Origin of the sequence: Bradyrhizobium sp. UNPA324 (assembly GCF_006658635.1) — a bacterium.
Classification (GTDB): domain Bacteria; phylum Pseudomonadota; class Alphaproteobacteria; order Rhizobiales; family Xanthobacteraceae; genus Bradyrhizobium; species Bradyrhizobium nanningense.
Genome location: NZ_LFJD01000004.1, coordinates 4,192,633 through 4,214,862, shown reverse-complemented (window position 1 = coordinate 4,214,862; position 22,230 = coordinate 4,192,633). Strand labels below are relative to the sequence as shown.

General features: G+C 64.3%; 22 protein-coding genes and 1 pseudogene. 13 read left to right on the top strand and 10 right to left on the bottom strand.

Features of this window, described 5'->3' with window-relative positions; all coding sequences use genetic code 11:
• Positions 1 to 63: 63 nt before the first annotated feature.
• From dnaN to rpsT, 3 genes are all read right to left on the bottom strand, one after another.
• Positions 64 to 1,182: a DNA polymerase III subunit beta gene (dnaN, locus tag UNPA324_RS20250; protein WP_128922726.1), complete on the bottom strand. Its 1,119-nt coding sequence runs from the start codon at positions 1,180 to 1,182 to the stop codon at positions 64 to 66.
• A gap of 403 nt (positions 1,183 to 1,585) precedes the next feature.
• Positions 1,586 to 2,989, bottom strand: a complete 1,404-nt coding sequence (gene dnaA / locus UNPA324_RS20245) for a chromosomal replication initiator protein DnaA (RefSeq protein WP_430641926.1) — start codon at positions 2,987 to 2,989, stop codon at positions 1,586 to 1,588.
• Positions 2,990 to 4,249: 1,260 nt separating this feature from the next.
• A complete protein-coding gene (gene rpsT / locus UNPA324_RS20235; protein ID WP_128922728.1) occupies positions 4,250 to 4,516 on the bottom strand; it encodes a 30S ribosomal protein S20 in 267 nt (88 codons plus the stop codon).
• A 378-nt stretch (positions 4,517 to 4,894) separates the two neighbouring features.
• Between rpsT and UNPA324_RS20230 the strand changes: the two genes are divergently transcribed.
• From UNPA324_RS20230 to UNPA324_RS20220, 3 genes are all read left to right on the top strand, one after another.
• Positions 4,895 to 5,212, top strand: coding sequence for a hypothetical protein (locus UNPA324_RS20230; protein WP_028139549.1), 318 nt, complete (start codon positions 4,895 to 4,897; stop codon positions 5,210 to 5,212).
• A gap of 152 nt (positions 5,213 to 5,364) precedes the next feature.
• Positions 5,365 to 6,021: a peptide-methionine (S)-S-oxide reductase MsrA gene (gene msrA, locus UNPA324_RS20225; RefSeq protein ID WP_141935627.1), complete on the top strand. Its 657-nt coding sequence runs from the start codon at positions 5,365 to 5,367 to the stop codon at positions 6,019 to 6,021.
• Between the two features lie 254 nt (positions 6,022 to 6,275).
• Positions 6,276 to 7,025 (top strand): polysaccharide biosynthesis/export family protein, encoded by a 750-nt coding sequence (locus tag UNPA324_RS20220; RefSeq protein ID WP_128922730.1) that lies wholly within the window; start codon positions 6,276 to 6,278, stop codon positions 7,023 to 7,025.
• Position 7,026: 1 nt separating this feature from the next.
• Here UNPA324_RS20220 and UNPA324_RS20215 read toward each other — a convergent pair whose 3' ends face one another.
• From UNPA324_RS20215 to UNPA324_RS20200, 4 genes are all read right to left on the bottom strand, one after another.
• A complete protein-coding gene (locus tag UNPA324_RS20215; protein ID WP_141935625.1) occupies positions 7,027 to 7,509 on the bottom strand; it encodes a hypothetical protein in 483 nt (160 codons plus the stop codon).
• Between the two features lie 102 nt (positions 7,510 to 7,611).
• A complete protein-coding gene (locus UNPA324_RS20210; RefSeq protein WP_128922732.1) occupies positions 7,612 to 8,286 on the bottom strand; it encodes a dienelactone hydrolase family protein in 675 nt (224 codons plus the stop codon).
• A 159-nt stretch (positions 8,287 to 8,445) separates the two neighbouring features.
• The gene (locus tag UNPA324_RS20205; protein ID WP_128922733.1) at positions 8,446 to 8,787 is read right to left on the bottom strand and encodes a hypothetical protein; all 342 of its coding nucleotides are present in this window, start codon (positions 8,785 to 8,787) and stop codon (positions 8,446 to 8,448) included.
• Positions 8,788 to 8,811: 24 nt separating this feature from the next.
• Positions 8,812 to 9,576 carry an alpha/beta fold hydrolase gene (locus tag UNPA324_RS20200; protein ID WP_128922734.1) on the bottom strand — a complete coding sequence of 255 codons (765 nt, stop codon included), beginning with the start codon at positions 9,574 to 9,576 and terminating at the stop codon, positions 8,812 to 8,814.
• 319 nt (positions 9,577 to 9,895) lie between these two features.
• On the opposite strand from UNPA324_RS20200, the gene UNPA324_RS20195 reads away from it, so the two are divergent.
• The 3 genes from UNPA324_RS20195 to UNPA324_RS20185 all read left to right on the top strand — a co-directional run bounded on the left by UNPA324_RS20195 (position 9,896) and on the right by UNPA324_RS20185 (position 14,183).
• The gene (locus tag UNPA324_RS20195) at positions 9,896 to 10,387 is read left to right on the top strand and encodes a (2Fe-2S)-binding protein (protein WP_128922735.1); all 492 of its coding nucleotides are present in this window, start codon (positions 9,896 to 9,898) and stop codon (positions 10,385 to 10,387) included.
• Complete coding sequence (locus UNPA324_RS20190; protein WP_141935622.1) at positions 10,384 to 12,678, top strand: xanthine dehydrogenase family protein molybdopterin-binding subunit; 2,295 nt, start codon at positions 10,384 to 10,386, stop codon at positions 12,676 to 12,678. Before UNPA324_RS20195 ends, UNPA324_RS20190 begins: the two co-directional genes overlap by 4 nt.
• Positions 12,679 to 13,088: 410 nt before the next feature.
• Positions 13,089 to 14,183 (top strand): HD-GYP domain-containing protein, encoded by a 1,095-nt coding sequence (locus UNPA324_RS20185; protein ID WP_141935620.1) that lies wholly within the window; start codon positions 13,089 to 13,091, stop codon positions 14,181 to 14,183.
• Positions 14,184 to 14,289: 106 nt separating this feature from the next.
• Here the strand turns inward: UNPA324_RS20185 and UNPA324_RS20180 are convergent, their stop codons facing one another.
• Both UNPA324_RS20180 and UNPA324_RS20175 read right to left on the bottom strand, forming a co-directional pair.
• The gene (locus UNPA324_RS20180) at positions 14,290 to 15,870 is read right to left on the bottom strand and encodes an AMP-binding protein (protein WP_141935618.1); all 1,581 of its coding nucleotides are present in this window, start codon (positions 15,868 to 15,870) and stop codon (positions 14,290 to 14,292) included.
• A gap of 241 nt (positions 15,871 to 16,111) precedes the next feature.
• Entirely contained in the window at positions 16,112 to 16,522 is a 411-nt protein-coding gene (locus UNPA324_RS20175; RefSeq protein WP_141935616.1) for a VOC family protein, read from the bottom strand.
• 125 nt (positions 16,523 to 16,647) lie between these two features.
• On the opposite strand from UNPA324_RS20175, the gene UNPA324_RS20170 reads away from it, so the two are divergent.
• The 5 genes and pseudogenes from UNPA324_RS20170 (at position 16,648) to UNPA324_RS20150 (ending at position 19,723) form a co-directional block, all read left to right on the top strand.
• Positions 16,648 to 17,622, top strand: a complete 975-nt coding sequence (locus UNPA324_RS20170; protein WP_128922740.1) for a Bug family tripartite tricarboxylate transporter substrate binding protein — start codon at positions 16,648 to 16,650, stop codon at positions 17,620 to 17,622.
• Positions 17,623 to 17,770: 148 nt separating this feature from the next.
• Positions 17,771 to 18,049: a DUF3551 domain-containing protein gene (locus UNPA324_RS20165; protein ID WP_128922741.1), complete on the top strand. Its 279-nt coding sequence runs from the start codon at positions 17,771 to 17,773 to the stop codon at positions 18,047 to 18,049.
• A gap of 106 nt (positions 18,050 to 18,155) precedes the next feature.
• On the top strand, positions 18,156 to 18,620 hold the full coding sequence (locus UNPA324_RS20160; RefSeq protein WP_141935614.1) for an ArsR/SmtB family transcription factor: 465 nt from the start codon (positions 18,156 to 18,158) through the stop codon (positions 18,618 to 18,620).
• A gap of 11 nt (positions 18,621 to 18,631) precedes the next feature.
• Positions 18,632 to 18,964, top strand: a pseudogene (locus tag UNPA324_RS20155) (SRPBCC family protein); the annotation flags it as partial.
• Positions 18,965 to 18,985: 21 nt separating this feature from the next.
• A complete protein-coding gene (locus UNPA324_RS20150; protein ID WP_141935612.1) occupies positions 18,986 to 19,723 on the top strand; it encodes a DUF899 domain-containing protein in 738 nt (245 codons plus the stop codon).
• A gap of 77 nt (positions 19,724 to 19,800) precedes the next feature.
• Here UNPA324_RS20150 and UNPA324_RS20145 read toward each other — a convergent pair whose 3' ends face one another.
• The gene (locus tag UNPA324_RS20145; RefSeq protein WP_141935609.1) at positions 19,801 to 21,045 is read right to left on the bottom strand and encodes a S1C family serine protease; all 1,245 of its coding nucleotides are present in this window, start codon (positions 21,043 to 21,045) and stop codon (positions 19,801 to 19,803) included.
• Positions 21,046 to 21,241: 196 nt separating this feature from the next.
• Between UNPA324_RS20145 and UNPA324_RS20140 the strand changes: the two genes are divergently transcribed.
• The gene (locus UNPA324_RS20140) at positions 21,242 to 21,859 is read left to right on the top strand and encodes a hypothetical protein (RefSeq protein WP_141935606.1); all 618 of its coding nucleotides are present in this window, start codon (positions 21,242 to 21,244) and stop codon (positions 21,857 to 21,859) included.
• Positions 21,846 to 22,220 carry a transcriptional regulator gene (locus UNPA324_RS20135; RefSeq protein ID WP_164936664.1) on the top strand — a complete coding sequence of 125 codons (375 nt, stop codon included), beginning with the start codon at positions 21,846 to 21,848 and terminating at the stop codon, positions 22,218 to 22,220. The genes UNPA324_RS20140 and UNPA324_RS20135 overlap by 14 nt, the downstream gene beginning before the upstream one ends.
• The last annotated feature ends 10 nt before the right edge of the window (positions 22,221 to 22,230 follow it).

Genomic DNA, 22,230 nt, shown 5'->3' with positions numbered 1-22,230 from the left:
CGTGGATGGCCGGGACGAGCCCGGCCATGACGATGTAGTAACAGGTCTGGATGCCGCTAGGTCTCACACCCGCATCGGCATCAGCACGTACAGCGCGCTCTTGTCGTCGCGGTCTTGCACCAGGGTCGGCGAGCCGGGGTCGGCGAGCTTGAGCGTGGCGACGTCGCCTTCGATCTGGGCGGCGATGTCGAGCAGGTAGCGGGAGTTGAAGCCGATATCGAGGGCGTCGGAGGCGTATTCGACCTCGAGCTCTTCGGTCGCGCTGCCGGAATCCGGATTGGTCACCGACAGCACCAGCTTACCCGGCGACAGCGACAGTTTGACCGCGCGGCCCCGCTCGCTCGAAATCGTCGAGACGCGGTCGACCGCGTTCTCAAAGTCCTTCTTGTCGACGACGAGCTCCTTGTCGTTGCCCTGCGGAATGACGCGGCCGTAATCGGGGAAGGTGCCGTCGATCAGTTTCGAGGTCAGCACGACGTTGCCGATCGTAAAGCGGATTTTTGCCTGCGACAGCTCGATCGTCATCTCGGCATCGGTGTCCTCGATCAGGCGCTGCACCTCGCCGACCGTCTTGCGCGGCACGATCACGCCGGGCATGCCCTCGGCGCCCTTGGGCTGCACCAAATCGAGCTGGGCGAGGCGGTGGCCGTCGGTGGCGACGCCGCGCAGGGTCGCGGCCTTGGCCGTGCCGGCCGCGTGCAGATAGATGCCGTTGAGGTAATAGCGCGTCTCTTCGGTGGAGATCGCGAACTGGGTGCGGTCGATCAGCCGCTTGACGTCCTTGGCGGCGAGCGAGAAGGAATGCGACATGTCGCCGGCGGCCAGATCCGGGAAGTCGTTCTCGGGGAGCGTCTGCAGGGTGAAGCGCGAGCGGCCGGCGCGGATCGCCAGTACGGCGCGGTCGCCATCCGCCTCCAGCACGATCTGCGAGCCATCCGGCAGCTTGCGCACGATGTCGTAGAACATGTGCGCCGGCACCGTGGTGGAGCCCGCGGTCGCGGTTTCCGCGGGCAGCGTTTCCGTCACCTCGAGGTCGAGGTCGGTCGCCTTCAGCGACAGTTTGGCGTTCTCGGCCCGGACCAGCACGTTGCCGAGGATCGGAATCGTGTTGCGGCGCTCGACGACGCGGTGGACATGGCCCAGCGACTTCAGGAGTTGCGCGCGTTCGACCGTAACCTTCATTGCACTACTCGCCCGATCCCCAAGGAAACACAACGTTGAGAACGCCGGGCGGCGGGACGCGCGCCACGGCACCGAAGACCCCGGAAAGCCGGATCATCCAGCCGATATGACCAAAGCTGTCAGGGTCGCGCAAGGTGGCTTGGATGGCCCCCGGTTTCAAGAGATCGGAGGCAGTTCCCCACGATTTACCCGCCCAAAACGAGAGCCGTCGCCCGGGCACAGCTGCGCTCCCTCGCCCCGTTCTTACGGGGCCGGGACGAGCTTCGCTCGCCCTGAGAGGGGTGGGGTGAGGGGCCTCTCTCCGCGGGTGAGGCGGTCGTTGGATCTGTACCCCCTCACCGGAATCCGCGCTGCGCGCGCATTCCGACCTCTCAAGCGGGGAGAGGTGAAAACGGATAGGCGTTTATTCCTGAAGCTGGCGCTTCAGCGACTCCACTTCCTCCGACAGCGCATTGTCCTTGGAGACCAGAGCCTCGATCTTGCGCACGGCGTGCAGCACCGTGGTGTGGTCGCGTCCGCCGAAGCGGCGGCCGATCTCGGGGAGCGAGCGCAGGGTCAGCGTCTTGGCGAGATACATCGCGACCTGGCGCGGGCGCACCACGTTGGCGGTGCGGCGCGAGGAGAGCAGGTCGGAGCGGCTGACATTATACTGCCGGGCCACCACGCGCTGGATGTCCTCGATCTTGATCCGCTTCGGCTCCTGCGGCCGCACCAGGTCACGCACCTCGTGCTCCGCCATCTCCAGCGTCACCGGCCGGTTGTTGAGTTTCGAGTGAGCGAGCAGACGGTTGATCGCGCCTTCGAGGTCGCGGCCGTTATGGGTGATGGTGCGCGCCAGATAATGCAGCACCTCCTCCGGCACCTCGAACGTCGCGTGATGGGCGCGGGCGGCCGCGACGCGCGACTTGAGGATGCCGTGGCGCAGCTCCTCGCCGAGCGAGCCCATCTCGACAACGAGGCCGCCGGCAAGTCGCGAGCGCACGCGGTCGTCGAGGCTTTCGAGATCGGACGGCGGACGGTCGGCTGCGATCACGACTTGGCGGCCGGCGTCGATCAGCGCGTTCAGCGTGTGGCAGAACTCGGCCTGGGTCGACTTGCCCTGCAGGAATTGGAGGTCGTCGATCACGAGCACGTCGATGCCGCGCAGCGCCTCCTTGAAGGCCAGCGCCGTCTGCGTCTTCAGCGCGGCGACGAAGCCGTACATGAACTTTTCCGCAGTCAGGTACAGCACCTTGCGCTCATTGCCGGAATTGCCGGCCCAGGTCACCGCCTGCAGCAGATGCGTCTTGCCGAGCCCGACGCCGGCATGGATGTAGAGCGGGTTGAACATCACGGGGTCGCCGCGGCGGCCTTCCGCGACCTGACGCGCAGCCGCATGCGCCAGCGTGTTGGAGCGGCCGACGACGAAGCTCGCGAAGGTCAGGCGCGGATCGAGCGGCGAGCCGCCGAGCGCGTCATGATTGGCCGAGACCGGCGCCGTCGCGGTCGAGCGCAGCTCCGGCGTCGGCATACGTCGCGTCTCGACCGGCACTGGTGCTTCCTTCGGCTGCGCCACCGGGCGCACCGCGGAGCGGACGGTGAGATCGATGCGATGCACTTCCGGCATCTCGGCCTGCCAGCACGACAGCACGCGCTCGGCATAATGGGCCTGGATCCAGCTCTTCAGGAAGCGCGTCGGCACCGAGAGCCGCACGCTCTCGTCCTGCACGCCTTCCAGATCCATGCGTGCAAACCAGCTCGTGTAAACGTCCTCGCCAACGCTCGAGCGCAGCCGACCCTTCACGCGTGACCAGCGATCCTGTTCCATTGTCATCGTCAGAAAACTTCTCTTGAGAGATTTAGTTGCGTGGTGAGCGCCATGAAGAGTTCCTGCTGTCAGGGTTTCTGTCATGGTGCGACCTCAGAGCGAGTCCATCGTCAGGCATGGCTCGGCCGCTCGGCGAGAACGCCGCGTCCGGTCAGCGATGTCAGAGATGGAGGGTTCGCGAGGTCAGCGCGTACTCGGCGCTCCGTCACACGCGGGGGGCTGGAGGTCGGACTGATCTAAACCGGCATCGTTCGAATTGGAGACGTGCTTCAATACCGCGTTGAGTCCGTAAGACATAATACCTCCCCGTCCTGCCGTGATTACTCACGACAAGGTCCTGCGTGTCCAAAAGACAGCCGCGGCTTACGATGTCGCGGATGCCTGCCCGTGTACTAATCGTCCGTTCGACTTCGCCGCCTTGCGTGCCGGGGTAGCTTTGCGATGTCCCTCATATGCGCTTGGCACGAGGCGGGAAGATCCCGCTTGGAGACATTCAGACAAACAGCTACCATTCCCATATTGCTATGGGTTGTGAACCGACATCGCTTGTTGAAGCGTCGCCTACGTGCACACCGCCGCCGATTTGCACGCTCGCCCCGTTTCCTAAACCGCGCTGGTCTGAAGATCGTGGGCGCCGCTGACGACCTAAGGAATACACTAAGCGGAAAGACTCGCAACGGAATTGATTCACACTTGAGGCATCAAAAAACTTGACCTCGGTTAACGTCGCGCGCGACTTGTGCACAGGCTTCGGAGCAAGTTTTTGGATTCGTGCACAGAATCGAGAACGCCAGACCTCATGTGACAATTCTCCGCCACCGCCAATTTTTTTTACAATTTCGTCATGCACTCGACGCGCGGGACGAATTTTCCAAATGCTTGCGGTCGCTATGTTGATAAGTGATTAGCGAGACATCGTTTTTTGAGTCTCGTTTCACAGGGTAACTCCCACGCTGCATGCGCTCCTGTGAATCTACGGTGTGTAGAACTTTCGTCGCCTGCGGATTCAATCCGGGCCCGCAGCACAGCACTTTTCGCAATGCAGTGAAAGTTTCCGCTGTTGCAACTCAGCGGCAGGTAGAACTACGGAACGAAGAATAGCGCAGGCGATGCGAACCTTCCAATCGTAGATCGATCGTGCGTGTCGCCTTTCCGTGAATATGACAGGCAACAAAAAAGCCCGGCGCGATGCCGGGCTGTTTGACGCGTGCGATGTTCGATCGATCAGTCGACCGATCGATCCGCCCTGACTTGCCGAGCTTACTTGGCGAGCTTGGCGATCTGCGCGGTGAGGCGCGAGACTTTGCGACTGGCGTTGTTCTTGTGAATGATGTTGCGCTGCGCGGCACGCATCAACGCGGGCTCGGCATTCGCCAGCGCCTTCACGGCTGCGGCGCGATCGCCGGTGGCGATGGCTTCCTCGACGGTCCGCACGACACCGCGCATCTGGGTGCGGCGCGACTTGTTGACGGCGGTGCGGCGGGCGATCTTGCGCGTCGCTTTCTTGGCGGAAGTGGTATTGGCCATGGTCTCAATATCCTTTGCGGGTACCGGTCGCGTCTTGGTCGGGTAGCGCCGGCTTGCTTGACCGCGTAATCGACGCTCGGATTTAGGGTGTTCGGTTGCTGGGCCGTCCCGGGAACATGAGGCCTCATAGAGCTCTAAGCTCAAGGAGCCTGCAACTGCTCAAAGAACAGCGGCGGCAGGATTGCGCCCGCCGCCAGTTGGCGCCCTTATAGAGAGGGTCTTCGGCACCGTCAACGCTTTCTGGGCCGGAAAAGCGGCCTCAGGGCGCTCCAGGGGGCGCCGTAACGCCCTGAAGAGGTTGAATTTCTGCCGTCGCCCGGCTATTGGCTGGCGGCGTTATATCGGGTCCTCCGATCGGGCGACCATATAAGGTGAGGCATGATCCGCGGCTTTTTCCGACTGATTGGGCTGTTGCTGCTCGCCGGCGGGTTCATCTTCATGGTCTATGACGGCGCCCGCTGGGTGGCCGACCAGACCCTGAAGTTCACCCGGTTCGGCCAGTTCTGGAACGACATCAATCAGGCCAGCCAGTCGGCCTTCCGCACCTGGGTCGAGGCCAAGGCGCCCTGGCTCTGGACCTCCGTGATCCGCCTGCTGCTGGATCAGCCGGTCTTCGCCGTGCTCGGCATTCTCGGCATCCTGCTGATGATCCTGTTCCGGCCGCGGAAACCGCTAATCGGCTATTCCCGGGATTGATCCTCAATTCCCGCCGGGATTGAGCGCTGCGCGGCGCGCGGCGTAACAACTCTGCCCACGCTCACGTAGATCGCTATATTCCCACCTGATCGCGAGCACGCCGCCTCGAGCATCTGGCTCAGGCGACGGACGGCTCGTTTCGGAGACCCATCATGCTGTTCATGCGCAAGACCACCGCATTGCCGAGCGCAGCTGACGCGCTGCCCGGCCGTGCGCAGGCCATTCCGACCGCGACCACCCATTTCGTCAACGGCAGCAGGCTCAAGCCGCCTTATCCCGCCGGCCTCGAGCAAGCGGTGTTCGGGCTCGGCTGCTTCTGGGGCGCCGAACGGAAATTCTGGGAGATCGGCGATGGCATTTACACCACCGCTGTCGGCTATGCCGGCGGCCACACGCCGAACCCGACCTATGAAGAGACCTGTTCGGGCCGCACCGGCCACACCGAAGTGGTGCTGGTCGTGTTCGATCCGAACAAGATCTCTTACCAGGCGCTCTTGAAGACGTTCTGGGAGAGTCACAACCCGACGCAGGGCATGCGCCAGGGCAACGACGTCGGCACGCAGTACCGAAGTGCGATCTACACCTCTTCCGATGCGCAGAAGAAGGCGGCTGACGAGTCGAAGGCGCTCTATCAGAAGGCACTCGCAGCAAAAGGTCTCGGTGCCATCACCACCGAGATCGCGCCATCAGGCGAATTCTATTTCGCCGAGGATTACCATCAGCAATATCTGGCGAAGAATCCCGCCGGCTATTGCGGCTTAGGGGGCACCGGCGTGTCCTGCCCGATCGGAGTGGGCGTGAGCGCGTAAGCTAGCCGCGAACTCGATGCACCTCTCCCGCTTGCGGGAGAGGTCGCATTGCATCGCAGATGCGGGTGAGGGCTCTTTCCTCTAGGAGACTGTCCCATCGTGGAGAGACCCTCTCCCCAGCCCTCCCTCCGCAAGCGGGAGAGGGAGCGTACCGCGCGCATGGCGGGCATCGTCGGGTCATCGCTCCCCGCAAACGCTTTATTAACCATAACCGGTGCATCACTGGAACTGTCTCGTTTCGAGGGATGGGTCCGGTGCCAGTTGCACGCGCGTTTCGATCGTCGATCACGGCAGTGGCCTTGGCAGCGTCCGCCGCGCTGACCCTTGGCGGCTGCATGCAGACCGCCGGTCCCGTCGCGGTGATGCCAGCTCGCGCCGATCTCGACTCGATGGCCTATGGCCAGCCTTATGGCGCTCCGCAGCCGGTCGTCGTTGCCAACAATGGCGGCGGTGCCATCGCGGCGCTCAGCAATTCCTTTGCCGCTTCGCCCGCACCCATGCCGGTCGGCTACGCCGCGCCGATGGCGGGGCCGGTGCGCTACGACGCCTCCTACCATCTCGACGCCGGCGACAAGCTCCGCGTCGTGGTCTACGGCCAGGAAGGCCTCACCAACAGCTACGCCATCGATGCCGGCGGCTCCATCACCATGCCCCTGATCGGCGCGGTGCCGGCACGCGGCCGCACCACCGCCGGCCTTGCCGGCGAGATCGCCGCGCGCCTGCGCAACGGCTATATCCGCGAACCCTCGGTCGCGGTCGAGATCGAATCCTATCGCCCGTTCTTCATTCTCGGCGAAGTCACCGCGCCGGGCCAATATCCCTATGTGCCGAACATGACGGTCGAAAGCGCGGTCGCGATCGCCGGCGGCTTCTCGCCCCGCGCCAAGCGCGACGTGGTCACCGTCACGCATACCGAGCAAGGCGGCTCCATGCGCGCCGTGGTGCCGCTCGGCACCCCCTTGAATCCCGGCGACACCGTGTTCGTCGGCGAGCGCTGGTTCTAGCTCACCGCCTGAAATCCAGCCGCCCGTTCGGAAAACATCCGTCGATCCTGTCAGCGTCGACCACGCGCCCGACCCACGGCCTGGTGATCGCCGGCGTGGTCAAATTGATGTATTTCCCGACCAGGCGCTCCGCGCCGTCGCGCGCGGCATCGATCAGCCCGTGCCGGTGGCCATGGTCCCAGTCGAAGCGCAGATAGATCCGGCTCCCCGCGATGCGGATGTCCGCGCGCCCCTGTTTCCACTTGTCCGGCGTGTCGCCGGCAATGGTCGGATCGGCGCCGCCATTCCAGCGGCTCGCCCAGAGACCCTCGATCGGATCGGATGGCGCTGCGATCGATGCCCATGCCGCCGCATTGCGGTCCGCCGCATCGCCGGGCAGCGTGGCCGTCGCGGCATAGTCCATCACTTCGGAATCATCGGGCGAGGGGACATCCATGGTTCCAAAGGGATTGCGGATGACGAGGTGCGTGATGGCTTGCTGCATGGCGATCTCCGGCGTGAGTTGGCTTGACTGGCCAGCTCTATCGCCGCGCACCACGCTGCGCCCACCCGATTTCCGCTCTGAGGGAGGAGAGAGAGGCGGGCGCTACTTCTTCAAATGCGTCGCGAAGAATTCCATGCTGCGCGGCCAGGCGATGTCGGCGCTGGTCTTGTCGTAGCTCGCCCGCTCGTCGCAATGGAAGCCGTGCTGGGCGCCAGGATAGACGAAGACCTCCACGTCCGGCCGCTTCGCCTTGACGGTCTCGACGTCGCTTAGGGGAATGCCTTGGTCCTTCTCGCCGAAATGCAATTGCGTCGGCACCTTCGGCGTCTCGTCGGCAAAGCGCACGACGGCGCCGCCGTAATAACCGATCGCGGCCTTCAGGCCGGTCAAGCGCGTCGCCGCGACAAAGGCGATGCTGCCGCCAAGACAGAAGCCGATGATGCCCACGGGCCCGACGCTTCTGGCGGCATCGATTGCCGCTTGCGTATCGCGCAGCATCGCGGCCCAATCGGGATTGGCGACGAACTTGCGCGCTTCGGCGATCTCGTCGGGCGAATAGCCCGACTGGAAGTTCGGCGCGGTGCGGTCGAAGATCGACGGCGCGATCGCGACATAGCCTTCGCCAGCGAGGCGGTCGCAGACCGAGCGGATGTGATGATTGACGCCAAAGATCTCCTGGATCACCACCACCGCGCCCTTCGGCGCGCCTGCAGGGTCAGCGCGATAGGCGCCGAGCTGGAAATTGTCCGACGCCCTCAGTTTGATGTCTTGTCCCACGCGGGTTGTCCTTCTCTTTTGTAACGTAATTCACTCTCTCCCCTCATCCTGAGGAACGCGCCCTTCGCGCGTCTCGAAGGATGCAAGGCCGAGATGCGAGGGCCGGGCCTGCATGGTTCGAGACGCGGCTACGCCGCTCCTCACCATGAGGGGATAGATTCACTCCCACATCCAGTTCTCGCCGTAATCTTCCTTCCATCCCGCCAGCCGGCCATGGCGGAATTGCAGGAACAGGCGGTGACGGTGGGGGATCAAGCCGCTGCCGCCGATGTCGCGCAGCGCGAGGTAGATCTCGTTGCCGGGACGTCCGCGCACATATTGTAGCGGCTGTCCGAGCGCGCGGGCGGTCTGTTCGGCATCCATGCCGAAGGCGAGCGGAATGTTGTTGGACGAGGTCGCGACGAAGGGCCGGCGCGGCGGCACCGCGCCGAACGGCTCGGCCTGCGCCGCCGCCGACGATAGCGCGGCGATTGCGCCCGCCGCGAAGATCGCTCGCATCATGGTCGACGTCCCCATTGCCTGAGCCTATGCCGGCAAGTTCTTCAGGAAAGGCTCGACGGCGTCAACAAAAGCCTTGGGCTGATCGATGTTGACGGCGTGACCGGCGGCGGGGATCACGACCTTTTGTGCGCCGGGAATTTTTGCCGCCATGTAATCGGACGCGGCCAGGAACGGCGTGTCGTCGGCGCCGACCACGATCAGCGAGGGCACCTTGATGTCGGGCAGCAGCTCGATCACGCGGGCATCGCGCTGGGTCAGCATGCCGCGTGCTGCGAGCGCCAGTCCCTGGGCGTTGCGGTGACTGGCTGAGGCGCGCTCACGCGTTGCCGATTTCAGGACGTCGAGGCCTTCGCGATCGAGCCTGTCGGCGGTGGCGAACGCCCGTGCATTCCAGGCCTCGCGCGCGTCGTCCTTCTTGAAGCCGGGGCCGGTGTCGATGATCAGCAGCGCGCGGGTGCGCTCGGGATGCGCGCGATAAAAGGCGAGCGACATGTAACCGCCGAGCGACAATCCGCCGATGATCGCGCGCTTGGCGCCGACGGCATCGAGGATCGCGGCCATGTCGCCCACCGTGAGCGCTTCGCTGTAAGCCCTGGGATCATCGGGGTAGTCGGACTGGCCGTGGCCACGCATGTCCCACAAGACGAGCTTGTGCTCCTTGGCGAGCGCATCGACCTGCCCATGCCACATCGCCGACGTCGATGAGTAGCCATGCGTGAGCAGCAGAGGCGGCCCCTCGCCGTGAACCTCGTAGTAGATATTGACGCCGTCCCGATTGATCTCAGGCATTTCGCCCACCCTTGTTGTTTGTTGCTGTTGTTTCCTCACGCATCCTAGCCTGCTGGGTTACTCGGAGGAAACCGCCGGAGTCGCCGAGGCACGCATGCCTGACGCACGCGCTGTTGTGTCCAGTAGCTGCGTCGGCGTCATTGGCGCGGCCCACAACGCGCGGGTGCGGAGACCGTTTCTTCTATTCGTTCCAAATTGCATTTGCCACGGCAACCGAACGCGATCATTCTCGCCGCCAAGGTTGGCGCCAGCCCGGTGGGCGTCCGCCATTCAAGTTGCCGCCGTAAGCGGCTTCATGCACCGGCAGGGGAAGACGCCTATGCCAACTCTCACCATCAACGGGCGGAGTCTGTCCGTGGATGCGGCGAACGACACGCCGCTCCTCTGGGCGATCCGCGAGCAATTGCAGATGACCGGCACCAAGTTCGGCTGCGGTGCCGGGTTGTGCGGGGCCTGCACCGTGCACGTCAACGGCGAAGCCGTGCGCTCGTGCCAGACCATGGTCGGCGACGTCGCCGGCAAGAAGATCACCACCATCGAAGGCCTCTCCGCCAAGGGCGATCATCCCTTGCAGAAGGCATGGATCGCCGAGCAGGTGCCGCAATGCGGCTATTGCCAGTCCGGGCAGATCATGCAGGCAGCCTCGCTGCTCGCGAAGAATCCCAACCCGACCAAGGAAGAGGTCGTCGCGCACATGGACGGCAATCTCTGCCGTTGCATGACCTATTCGCGGATTCAGAAGGCGATCATGCGTGCCGCATCCGAGATGCGCACCGCGTCCACCACCTCCAACGAGCGGAGGCCCACATGAACGAGCATGTGAAGAACGTCACCCCCGAGACGACGGATCTCAGCCGCCGCTCCTTCCTGGTCGGCACCGCCGCGACCGGCCTCGTGCTCGGCTATGCCGGCGTCCCCGGCATTAATTCCGCGTCGGCCGCGGCGCCCGCCAATTTCGAGCCGAGCGTCTGGTATGCGATCTCTCCGGACGGTCTCGTCACCGTGACCTGCGGCAAGGCCGACATGGGCCAGCACATCGCCTCGACGATGGCGCAGATCGTCTGCGAGGAACTCGGCGCGAAGTGGAGCGACATGCGCGTGCAACTCGCCTCCAACGATCCGAAGTTCAACGATCCGGTCTTGGGCGCGCAGATCACCGGCGGCAGCTGGTCGACGATGATGAACTTCGAGGCGATGAGCCGGGCCGGTGCGGCCGGTCGCATCGCCTTGACGGAGGCCGCCGCCGCGGCCATGGGCTTGCCGCCCTACTTCAAGGACCAGCTCGTCGTTCGCGACTCCGTGATCTCGCATCCGAAGTCGAAGAAGCAGATGACCTTTGCCGAGATCGTCAAGAGCGGCAAGGCGACGAAGACCTTTACGCCGGACGAATTGAAGGCGATCAAGCTGAAGACGCCGGACCAGTACACCATGATCGGCGTCTCGGTGCCGCAGCTCGACATCCCCTCCAAGACCAACGGCACAGCCAAGTACGGCATCGACGTGATGCTGCCGGGCATGGTCTACGGCAAGGTGGTGACCCCGCCGGTGCGCTTCGGCGCCACGGTGAAATCGGTCGACGACAGTGAAGCCAAGAAAGTGCCCGGCTTCATGAAGGCCGTCATCCTCGACGACAAGACCGGAACCACGTCCGGCTGGGTCGTCGCGGTGGCCAACACCTATGCCAACGCCCGCAAGGCGGCGGACGTGCTGAAGATCGCCTATGACGGCGGTCCGAACGCGAAGCTGTCGAGCCAGTCGCTGCTGGATGAAGCCAAGCGGCTTCAGGGCTTGGAGGATTCCGGCCAGTTCTTCGTCAAGGACGGCGATCCCAACGCGTCGTTCGGCACGGCGGCGAAAGTGGTCGAGGCCGAGTACACCACCAGCATCAACATCCATGCGCCGCTGGAGCCAATGAACGCCACCGCGGAGTTCAAGGGCGACATCCTGCACATCTATTCCGGCAACCAGTTCGCGACGCGCTCCGGCGCCATCGCGGCGGGCGCCGCCGGGATCGATCCGAAATTCGTCGTGATGCACCAGCATTGGCTCGGCGGCGGCTTCGGCCGCAGGCTCGATGCCGACATGATGGTCCCGGCGGTGCAGGCGGCGAAGGCGGTCGGCAAGGCGGTCAAGGTGATCTACTCGCGCGAGAACGACATGACGATGGATTTCTCGCGACCGCTCACCTATCAGAAGGTCAAGGCCGGCGTGGATGGCGACGGCAAGCTCGTCGCGCTCAGCCACGACGTGGTCTCGGCCTGGCCGACCGCGCGCTGGGGGATCCCCGATATGTTATCGCCCGCTGTCGACAAGAAGGGTTCGCTCGATAGTTTCACCGTGAACGGGGCCGACTTCTTCTACACCGTGCCCAACCATTATGTGCGCGCGATCAAGAACGAGCTCGCGCACAATGCCACACCGTCGGGCCAGCTCCGTTCGGTGGCGCCGGGCTGGACCTTCTGGGCGGTCGAAAGCATGATCGACGAGATCGCGGCGGCGGCGGGCAAGGATCCGGCGCAGTTCCGCATCTCGCTGCTCGACGGCGCCGGCAAGAACGGTGGCGGCGCGCAGCGGCTGCGCAACACGCTGCTCGCCGCGATGGGGCTCTCCGGTTACGGCACCAAGCAGCTGCCGAAAGGCGAGGGCATGGGGGTTGCCTGCGTCTCGTCGCAGGAACGGGAGTCCGCAAGCTGGACGGCATGCGTCGCCCATGTCGCGGTGGCGCCGTCGGGCGCGGTGACCGTGAAGAAGCTCACGGTCGCGACCGACGTCGGCACGCAGGTGCATCCCGACAACATCCGTGCTCAGGTCGAGGGCGCGGCGCTATGGGGCCTGTCGCTGGCGATGTGCGAGAAGGCGACGCTGAAGGACGGTGGCATCGAGCAGACTAATTTCGATAGCTACCGGCCCTTGCGCATGAGCCAGACGCCCGAAGTCGCCGTCGCCGTGATCGCCAATGGCGAGAAGGCCACCGGCGTCGGCGAGCCCGCGGTGACCGTGGTCGCGCCCGCCATCGGCAACGCCATCTTCAACGCCTCAGGTGCCCGCGTCCGGGCGCTGCCGATCACGGCGGAGGCGGTGAAGGCCAGCATGAAGGCGTAGGGCGAGGCTTGATTGCTGAATGAGGTGATCCGCCGGAGGGCAGCCTCCGGCGGATTTGTTTTTGGGAGATCGTCTCCACAATCTCGGTGTCATGCTCCGCGGAAGCGGGGTATCCAGTGCGCCGCGGCTTTTCGGTTCCGCGCCTTGGCATACTGGGTCGCCCGGTCAAGCCGGGCGACGACAGCGGAAGGGGGGAGCGAAAGCGTCCCAAATTCCCCTTATCCATCAAAGCCCATTCTACGGTGCATGGGGTTGTTTTCACGGTTTTGAAGTTCCCGACCCCGGAACCGAAAACCCTTAAAATTGCACCGAATTCCGCAGGGTTCCATTGAGCACGCCTCTTAAGGGCCAGAGAACCTGATCCGGCTTAGGCTTGAGGCCAAATCCCAATCCCACGCCTTGGGGAAGCCATGAACGCGCCAGCCAAATCCGCCGCCAAACGCCGGCTTCTGCTCGCCTCCGACCGGAGCGACGAAAGCTCCGAGCTCGCCAGCATCCTGAAGGCAGTCGGCGACGTCTCGACGGTGACGACGCAGGAGATCCCCGACAAGCCCTCGCGCGATCTCTCCGGGCTCGTGGTCGACATCAACCTGCGCTCGCCCGAGAGCGTGCAGCGGGTACGCAACAAGCTGCGCGGCGATGCTTATCGGTCGATGCCGCGGCTGTTCGTGCTTGCGGACGCGCTGCATCACGGCACCATGCAGGCGTGGGCGCTGGGCGCCACCGACACGATTTCGCGGCCGCTCCAGGCCGACGCCATCCTGCAGCGCATTCGCGCCGCCTTCCCGGACACCGCCGCCTATGATGCGACCGACCGCGGCAAGACGCTCAACCGCGGCGTCGAGGCGGCGCATGCGGTGCTGGCGAAGATGTTCGAGAAGCTGCCGCTCGGCGTGCCCTTGACCTTCGACGACGTCATCGCCGCGGAAAGCAAGATCCTGAAGGCGATCAAGCATTCCTCGCTGCGCGAATGGCTCACCACGGTCGGCTGCCACCATGTCGGCAGCTATCGTCACTGCCTGTTCGTCACCGGCTTCGCCGTCGCCTTCGCGCAGCATCTCGGCATGCGCGAGGACGACCAGCGCCGCCTGACCCGTGCCGCGCTGCTGCACGACGTCGGCAAGGCCTTCGTTCCCGCCGCGCTGCTCGACAAGCCCGGCAAGCTCACCGACGAGGAGATGGCCGAGGTCCGCCAGCATCCGCGCCGCGGCTATGATGCGCTCGCCGCCCAAGGCGGCTTCCCGCCGGAGATGCTCGATGTGATCCTGCATCACCACGAATTTCTCGACGGCAGCGGTTATCCGAACGGCCTGTCGTCGAACCAGATCAGCGACATCGTGCGTCTGACGACGATCGTCGACATCTATGCCGCACTGGTCGAGAAGCGCGCCTACCGCATGCCGTTCACGCATTCGCGCGCGTTCGGCATGATGGAAGGCATGGTCGGCAAGCTCGACCAGCAGCTGCTGCAGGCGTTCCGCCCGGTGGCGCTGGGGTCGTTCTAGGCGAGATGCCGTAGGGTGGATTAGCCGAAGGCGTAATCCACCAAACTTCGTTCGGCATTCTCTGAAGCATGGTGGGTTACGCCTTCGGCTAATCCACCCTACGCGCTCACCCCAGCATCCTCCGCAACTCCGCCTTCGCCACCTTCTCCAGCGTCGAGCGCGGCATGTCGTCGACGAGCCTGATCTCGCGTGGCACCTTGAAGTCGGCAAGACCCTTGCGGCAGGCTTCCATCACGCGCTCGTGCAGATCGGGCGCGGCGCCCGCGACGCCGCCCTGCGGGATGATGAAGACAACAGGCACTTCGTCCAGCATCGGGTGCGGCTTCGCCACCACGGCGGCCTCGCGCACGCCTGATACGAGCGCGATCACCTGCTCGATCTCGGAGGCCGCGACGTTCTCGCCGCCGACCTTCAGCATGTCCTTGGCGCGGTCGCCGAACTTGATGAAGCCGTTCTCGAGCCGATCGACACGATCGCCGGTGAGGAAGAAGCCGTGCTCGTCAAAACTCTCGCGCGTGGCCTTCTCATTGTGCAGATATTCGGCGAACAGCGACAGGCCGGGGATGCCCTTGATCGATAGATTGCCGGTGCCGCCGATTTCGGTCGGCCGCCCGTCATCGTCGGTGATGCGGATCTGATACTCGGGAGCGGCGCGGCCGATCGACATCGGGATGTTGGGCTGATCGACTTCGCCGACGATGCCGTGGGTGATGGTCTCGGTCATGCCCCACCAGCCGATCATCTTGATGCCGAAAGCGGCGAACGCGGGCGGCTCGTTGATCGCGGTGCCCCAGAGACGGAATTTGTGATCTCCAGGGATCTCCTGCTCGAGCAGCGCCTTCATGCAGAACGGTATCGTCGAGGTCCAGGTCGCGCCGTGCTCGCGCGCGACGCTCCAGAAGCGGCTGGCGGAGAAGCGCGGCTGAATCACGCAAGTCGCCCCGACCCACAGCGTCGCCAGCATGGAGTAGGCGAGCGCGTTGGTGTGGAACAGTGGCAAGTACGCCTGATGCACGTCGGTCGCATGCAGGTCCTCATGCGCGGCGTTGACCTTGGCGCCCCACAGCGCGTTGGCGTGGGTCCACAGCACGGCCTTGGGGCGTGAGGTCGTGCCTGAAGTGTATTGCACGCTGCATGGCGCCAGCGGATCGGTCGCGCGTTTCGGGCGGTCGACGCCATCGTCGTACAGGGATTCAAAGCTGTCGCCGCGCGAGGTCGCTTGCGCAGGTGCTGCGCCGGCATCATGCGAGGTCACCGCCATCCAGCTTATGTTGCGGCAGTTCTGCGCGACGATTTCCGCATAGGCCGGCTGCGTGATCGCGGCGACCGCGCCACAATGATCGGCAAAATACGCGATCTCGGCCGGCGCCGAGCGGGTGTTGGTGGTGACCGCGATGGCGCCGAGTTCGACACAGGCAAACCAGGCCAGCATCGCCTCGATGCAATTGTCCAGATGAATGAGCACATATTCGCCAGGCCGGACGCCGCGCCGTGCCAGCCCCGCCGCGAGCGCGCCGACCCGCTCGTGAAACGCGCCATAGCTCCAGCGCCGCGCCGGCGCATCGAACGGCGCCCAGATCAGGAACGGATGGTCACGCCGGACCTCGGCGCGCATCTTGAGCAACCAGGGCACGTCGATCCCGTCGAATGGGCCCACGATTCCGGCAGTGGTTTGTCGAAGTGGCATGGCTCCTCCCCGTGCAGCCTGCATCTTGATGGCGGCCGTCTCTTGATGATTGCGTCTTCCTGCCATCGGATGAGGCCGGGAGCAAATCGGGAAGCGCTGGCGTGAAGTGAGGCGTGTTCGGTCTCTCCCCGTCATGGCCGGGCTTGACCCGGCCATCCACGTCTTGGCCATGCAGCACGGAGAACGTGGATGCCCGGGACAAGCCCGGGCATGACGACCGAGTTTGTAGCGCCTGGTTGCCTCAATCCTCGTACGACGAGATCTCGATCAGGCTGCCATCCGGATCCCGGCAATAGACCGAGCGCAGCGTGCCGCAGGCGCCCTGCTTGAGAACCGGGCCTTCCGCGATCGCGACGCCGTGTGCCTGCAGATGCGCCACCACCTCGTCGGGCGCAGCGGAGGTGAGGAAGCAGAGGTCCTCGCTGCCGGCGGTCGCCTGGTCCGCGGTGAACCACTCCACCTTGTCGGCATCGCGCGGCCGGACGTTGATCTTCTGGTTACCAAAGTGAAGCGAAGTCCGCGGCGCTTTGCCGCCACCGGGATCGAACACCTTGACTTCCATGCCGAGAATCCTGCGGTACCACTCTGTGGTCACCGCGACATCGGCGACGTTGATCACGAGATGATCGAGAGCTTCGACCTTGACCGGCATGCCTTATCCTTTCGTCGTGATGCGTCCCGTGCACTTTCCGCCTGCGGCAAGCTTTGTTACAACCCCGCCGACGCCGGGTTCAAGCTATCCGGCTTCAAGAACAACACGTTGGGAGAACCCTTGAGATGATCACTCGCCGTACCGCGCTGGGCCTGCTCGCCGCCAGTCCGCTTGCAGCCACCCCGCTGTCGAAGGCTCTTGCCGCCGATTATCCGGCCCGGCCCGTGAAATGGGTGGTCGGCTATCCGCCGGGCGGCGCCACCGACATCCTGGCGCGACTGATCGGCCAGCGGCTCTCGGAAAAGTTTGGCCAGCAATTCGTGATCGAGAACAAGCCGGGTGCCGGCAACAACATCGCCACCGAATCGGTCATCAATGCCGAGCCCGACGGCTACACGTTGCAGCTGGTCAACCCGGCCAACTACATCAACGCCTCGCTCTACACCAATCTGAAGTTCAACTTCGTGCGGGACATGGCGCCGGTCGCTTCGTTCCAGCGCGTTCCGAACGTGATGACCGTCAACAAGGACGTGCCGGCCAAGAACGTCGTCGAGTTCATCGAATATGTGAAGGCCAATCCCGGCAAGGTCAACATGGCCTCGTCGGGTAACGGCACCTCGGTGCATCTGTCCGGCGAGATGTTCATGGCCATGACCGGCTGCAAGATGCAGCACGTGCCCTATCGCGGCGCCGCGCCCGCGATCACCGACATGCTCGGCGGCCAGGTGCAGGTGATCTTCGACAACATGCCCTCGATCATCCAGCACATCCGCTCCGGCTCGCTTCGTGCGATCGGTGTCACCACCGCAGAGCGCTCGCCGCAGCTCCCCGACGTGCAGGCGATCGCCGAGACCGTGAAGGGCTACGAGGCCAGTGCGCTGTTCGGCATGGGCGCTCCGAAGAACACGCCGAAGGAGATCATCGCCAAGCTCAACAGCGAGATCAACACGCTGATGAAGGAGCCCGACATGACCAAGCGTCTGGTCGAGCTCGGCGGCGAGCCGCGGGTGCAGACCCCGGAGGCGTTCGGCGAGGAGATCAAGGCCGAGACCGAGAAGTGGAAGAAGGTCGTCGAGTTCGCCGGCCTGAAGGTCGACTAGCGATCTTTTGATGGCCAGACATGGAGCCCTGCCTTGCGGCAGGGCTTTTTCTTGCGTGGCTTGTTTCGTTGATGCGGAATAAAACGGCACTGCGAAACCTGATGATAGATGGCGCCGTATCCCGTGCCAGCTAGAGAGGAGTTGGATCATGCGCAAGACGCAATTGGTGCTGCTGATGCTCGGGGCGGCGGTCCTTGCCGGCTTCGCCACCGTCACGCCCGCCGCGGCGCGCGACTATCCATGGTGCGCTCAGGGTGGCGAGTATGATTATCCCGGCGAATGCGCCTACAACAGCTATGAACAATGCCAGGCCAGCGTGTCGGGCCGGCTGCTGTATTGCGATCGCAATCCTCGCTTTGGCTACGGCCAGGAGCAGCCGCCGCAACCTCGGCCCCACCGACGCACGCGGCCCGTCGCGCCGTACTAGCGCGATCAACGTTCCCTACTGAGCGCTGCCTGATCACGCACTCGTGCAGAACCGTGTGCTGAGGTTCTGGCTTGACGTGTTCCCGTTTGCACTTATACTAAACCTTATGGTTAAGTATCAGGACGAGACGCTGGACCGGACGTTTGCGGCGCTATCCGACCCGACGCGGCGTGCCCTGCTGGCACGGCTCGGCGACCAGGACTGCCTGTCGGTGAGCGAACTGGCCGCACCGTTCCCGATCTCGCTGCCGGCGATCATGAAGCATCTCGACGTGCTCACGGATGCGGGCCTGATCGTGCGGGAGAAGACCGGGCGCACGGTCGCCTGCCGGCTCACCGCGCAGCCGATGGAGCAGGCGATGAACTGGCTCAATCGCTACGCGCAATTCTGGTCCGACAATCTCGATCGCCTTGCCGCCTTCGTGGAGGAAGAGACATGGCCAACGCAGCCGTCAACGCCGAACTCAGTGCCGCCGAGCACGCAACGGAACGCCCAAGCCTCACGCTCACGCGCCGGCTCCGCGCGCGGCCGGAAAGGGTCTACGCGGCCTGGACGAAAGCCGAGCAGCTAGCGCAATGGTTCGGGCCGCCGCACATGAAGCCTGCGACGCTTCGAGCCGAACTCGACGTCCGCACCGGCGGCAACTTTCGCATCAGCTTCACCCGTGATGACGGCGAATATTTCGAGGCCGGCGGTACCTATCGCGACGTCGTGCCGAACGAGCGGCTGGTCTTCACCTGGGCCTGGCATTCGACGCCGGAGCGCGAATCGCTGGTGACGATCACGCTCAAGCCGGACAGCGCCGGCACCTTGATGGTCTTCCATCACGCGCAGTTCTTCGACGAAACCGCCCGCGACAACCATCTGCGCGGCTGGAGCTCGTTCTTCGACAAGCTCGATGCCTTCGTCGCCTGATCCCGATCAGAGGAGGACACCATGCAGCAACATCGGATCGTCTCGCGCGAGCAATGGATCGCCGCCCGCAAGGCTCATCTGGCCCATGAGAAGGAGCTCACTGCGGCCCGCGAACGCCTGGCCGAGGAGCGCCGTGCCTTGCCCTGGGTCAAGGTCGACAAGAACTACGTGTTCGACGGACCGAACGGCAAGCTGACGCTCGGCGATCTCTTCAAGGGCCGGCCGCAGCTCGTAGTGCAGCACGTGATGTTCGCACCGGATTGGGACGCCGCCTGCAAGAGCTGCTCGTTCTGGGCCGACGGTTTCGAACGCATGGTGCCGCATCTTGCCGCGCGCGACACCAGCATGGTTGCGATTTCACTTGCGCCCGTTGCCAAGCTCGACGCGTTCAAGAAGCGGATGGGCTGGACCTTCGATTGGGTCTCCTCGGGAAGCAACGACTTCAACTACGATTACGAAGTCTCGTTCACGCGCGAGCAGATCGACAAGGGTGTGCCGAAATACAATTTCGGCACCACGCCGTTCTACGGACCCGAGCTACCCGGCATCAGCGTGTTCTTTCGCAATGAGGCTGGCGAGATCTTCCACACCTACTCATGCTTCGCCCGCGGCCTCGATATGATGAACGCCGCCTATCAATACCTCGACCTCACGCCGCTCGGCCGTCACGAGGAGGGCTTGCCCTATCCGATGGACTGGGTTCGCCTGAGCGACCAGTACGAACCGCAGGCGACGAAGGAGGCGTGCTGCCACGAGTGAGGGGGCACCTCGTTCAGCAATGTCGTCCTGGCCTTGCCAGGACGATGGCGGCGTTTGGGGTGCCGCAAGTCGCCGTTTTACCGCTTCGCGTCCGCCTGCTCCGTGGCGGTGCACGAGATCAGCATCGTGTAGGCGCGGGCGTTACCGGCGATGTCGGTGGTTTTGAGCTCTCCCTTGGGCTCGGCGGTCTGGTAGGGCACCACGGAATTGTCAAGGAAGTCGCGCAGCGCGCCGGTCTTGATGGCGAAGTTGATGTTCTCGGGAATATCGCCAGTCACAGCGGCGATGCGCAATCCCGGGATCTTGCCGGTGACCACGCCCACGATCTGGCCGGTGGTGTCGAACAGCGGGCCGCCGCTATTGCCGGGCTGCACGGGGGCGCTGATTTGCAGGAAACGCGTGTCATTGCGCATGCCGCTCAATGAGCTCACGATACCCGTCGTCACGGTGAAGTCCGAGCTGAGCAGTCCGTGGTAGGGAAATCCGATCGCGACGACGGAATCGCCGGAGTGGAACGAGCGGTCGCGGATACGGGCAAAGTCCTTGAATGCCGTCGTCGACGGCGCCTGAAGCAAAGCGAGGTCATTGTTGGCGTCGGTCGAAACGACGCGCAGCACCATCGCGGCCTCGCCGGTGAGGTTGCCCTTGATGTCGCCGACGCAGCCATTGATCACATGATTGTTGGTGACGAGGTGCCCGCTCGCGCTCACCACAAAGCCGGTGCCGCTCTTGCCTCTGCCGGATTTGCCGGACGCCGGCGGCGCCTGCTTGTCCGGCGCGGCCTGCGGCTTGGCGGCGACCTTGGTGAAGTCACCGGCCTTGCTGAGCCCATCGGCTTTTACCCGGGTAACGCAATTGGCCAATGCCGTGACCACGGTTCCGGCGGACGTCAGGTCGAAATTGAGGACAGTGCGCCCACTCGTTGCGACCATCAGGCCTGCCTTCTGAAACGTTCGCGTGACGTTGGCAGGCATGACCGCGGTAAGCATGTTCGGTTGATTGGCCGTGGCGAACAGCCGAGCCTGCTCCTGCCCATCGAAGATGACATCGATCGCGGCGTTCTCGCCTTGCTTGAAGCGGTAGCTGGGACTCGCGAAGCTCAGGGTCCATGAACCGGCAGCATTTTGGCCCACGACGAGCATGACGCCGTTTGCATAAGGTGCCGTTGCTGCGCAATGGGAGAAGGCGCCCGTTTGGTCGTTGCTGAAGGCACCGCCGATCCAGTTGCCGACATTGACGGAGCCGAACGGCCCCGCCGCATTCGCGGCTCCGACGACACCCATCTGCAAAAAAGACGCGACGATTAATGACCTAAGCCACATACCAGCCCCCGGAACGCTCTTGGACGCATCTTATCTGCGGAAGCGGGCGCCGCGCAACCGGCAGTTGTCCATCCCGGCGGAATCCTCTCGCGGCGACTTTCGGACTTGCCTTTACTTTGCAGCGCTATATACTTTGCAATACAAAGTAACGGGGCAGCAATCCCGAAATGAGCGGAACGAGGCTTCGGCGTTGCCAATGCGCGATCTCGACAAGGCTTTGGCCGATATCGTGGCGATCCGCAGCCAGATCGCGGCCGGCACGGCATTCCGCGGTTACGGCCCGGCGACGATGGCCGCGACCGGTGCCGTCGCGCTCATCACGGCCGTCCTGCAATTCTGGCTGCTCGGCGATCCCACCACTGAGCCGCTCGGCTTCTTCGTCGGCTGGTTTGTCGCGGCCGCACTGTCCGTCCTGATCATCGGGATCGAGATGCGCGCGCGTTCGCGCCGCCATCATTCGGGTCTGGCCGATGCCATGATCCACCAGGCGGTCGAGCAGTTCCTGCCCGCGGGCGTTGCCGGCGTGCTGCTCGCGGTGGTGATGTGGAAGTTCGCGGCCGAGACGTTGTGGCTGCTGCCGGGCCTGTGGCAGATCCTGGTGTCACTCGGCATCTTCGCCTCCGTCCGCTCGCTGCCGCGCACCGTCGCGTTCGCCGGCGCCTGGTATTTCGTGTCCGGCTTTTCAGTGGTGGTGATCGCGAGCCAGACCCACGCGCTGTCGCCATGGACCATGGGCCTGCCCTTCGTGATCGGGCAGTCGGTGATGGCGGCCATTCTGCATGTCGCATCCGGAGACCATGATGTCGAAGACTGACAGCGCACCCTTCTCCTACGAGGGGCTAGATCGCGTGATCCACGAGAAGGCGAGGCTTGGGCTTCTGACCTCGCTGATGGCGCATCCCAAGGGGCTGGCATTCGCCGACCTCAAGCAGCTGTGCGGCCTCACTGACGGCAATCTCAGCCGGCACCTTGCCGTGCTCCAGGAGGCCGGCCTCGTCGACGTGACCAAGGGCTACGAAGGCAACCGTCCGCACACCACCTGCCGCCTCACCAAGACCGGGCGCCGCCGCTTCCTCGACTATCTCGCCGTGCTGGAACGCCTGGTACGCGACGCCGCCAAGGCCGCCGGCCGCGAGGCGCCGCCGCTCGGCCGGCTCGGTATCGTCTCGACCTGATCCTCCCCTT

What these genes read in the sequence shown, in the direction of transcription:
- dnaN (WP_128922726.1), bottom strand. Translation starts at nt 1,182, where the DNA reads ATGAAGGTTACGGTCGAACGCGCGCAACTCCTGAAGTCGCTGGGCCAT.
- dnaA (WP_430641926.1), bottom strand. Translation starts at nt 2,989, where the DNA reads ATGGAACAGGATCGCTGGTCACGCGTGAAGGGTCGGCTGCGCTCGAGC.
- rpsT (WP_128922728.1), bottom strand. Translation starts at nt 4,516, where the DNA reads ATGGCCAATACCACTTCCGCCAAGAAAGCGACGCGCAAGATCGCCCGC.
- UNPA324_RS20230 (WP_028139549.1), top strand. Translation starts at nt 4,895, where the DNA reads ATGATCCGCGGCTTTTTCCGACTGATTGGGCTGTTGCTGCTCGCCGGC.
- msrA (WP_141935627.1), top strand. Translation starts at nt 5,365, where the DNA reads ATGCTGTTCATGCGCAAGACCACCGCATTGCCGAGCGCAGCTGACGCG.
- UNPA324_RS20215 (WP_141935625.1), bottom strand. Translation starts at nt 7,509, where the DNA reads ATGCAGCAAGCCATCACGCACCTCGTCATCCGCAATCCCTTTGGAACC.
- UNPA324_RS20205 (WP_128922733.1), bottom strand. Translation starts at nt 8,787, where the DNA reads ATGATGCGAGCGATCTTCGCGGCGGGCGCAATCGCCGCGCTATCGTCG.
- UNPA324_RS20200 (WP_128922734.1), bottom strand. Translation starts at nt 9,576, where the DNA reads ATGCCTGAGATCAATCGGGACGGCGTCAATATCTACTACGAGGTTCAC.
- UNPA324_RS20195 (WP_128922735.1), top strand. Translation starts at nt 9,896, where the DNA reads ATGCCAACTCTCACCATCAACGGGCGGAGTCTGTCCGTGGATGCGGCG.
- UNPA324_RS20190 (WP_141935622.1), top strand. Translation starts at nt 10,384, where the DNA reads ATGAACGAGCATGTGAAGAACGTCACCCCCGAGACGACGGATCTCAGC.
- UNPA324_RS20185 (WP_141935620.1), top strand. Translation starts at nt 13,089, where the DNA reads ATGAACGCGCCAGCCAAATCCGCCGCCAAACGCCGGCTTCTGCTCGCC.
- UNPA324_RS20180 (WP_141935618.1), bottom strand. Translation starts at nt 15,870, where the DNA reads ATGCCACTTCGACAAACCACTGCCGGAATCGTGGGCCCATTCGACGGG.
- UNPA324_RS20175 (WP_141935616.1), bottom strand. Translation starts at nt 16,522, where the DNA reads ATGCCGGTCAAGGTCGAAGCTCTCGATCATCTCGTGATCAACGTCGCC.
- UNPA324_RS20170 (WP_128922740.1), top strand. Translation starts at nt 16,648, where the DNA reads ATGATCACTCGCCGTACCGCGCTGGGCCTGCTCGCCGCCAGTCCGCTT.
- UNPA324_RS20165 (WP_128922741.1), top strand. Translation starts at nt 17,771, where the DNA reads ATGCGCAAGACGCAATTGGTGCTGCTGATGCTCGGGGCGGCGGTCCTT.
- UNPA324_RS20160 (WP_141935614.1), top strand. Translation starts at nt 18,156, where the DNA reads ATGGTTAAGTATCAGGACGAGACGCTGGACCGGACGTTTGCGGCGCTA.
- UNPA324_RS20150 (WP_141935612.1), top strand. Translation starts at nt 18,986, where the DNA reads ATGCAGCAACATCGGATCGTCTCGCGCGAGCAATGGATCGCCGCCCGC.
- UNPA324_RS20145 (WP_141935609.1), bottom strand. Translation starts at nt 21,045, where the DNA reads ATGTGGCTTAGGTCATTAATCGTCGCGTCTTTTTTGCAGATGGGTGTC.
- UNPA324_RS20140 (WP_141935606.1), top strand. Translation starts at nt 21,242, where the DNA reads ATGCGCGATCTCGACAAGGCTTTGGCCGATATCGTGGCGATCCGCAGC.
- UNPA324_RS20135 (WP_164936664.1), top strand. Translation starts at nt 21,846, where the DNA reads ATGTCGAAGACTGACAGCGCACCCTTCTCCTACGAGGGGCTAGATCGC.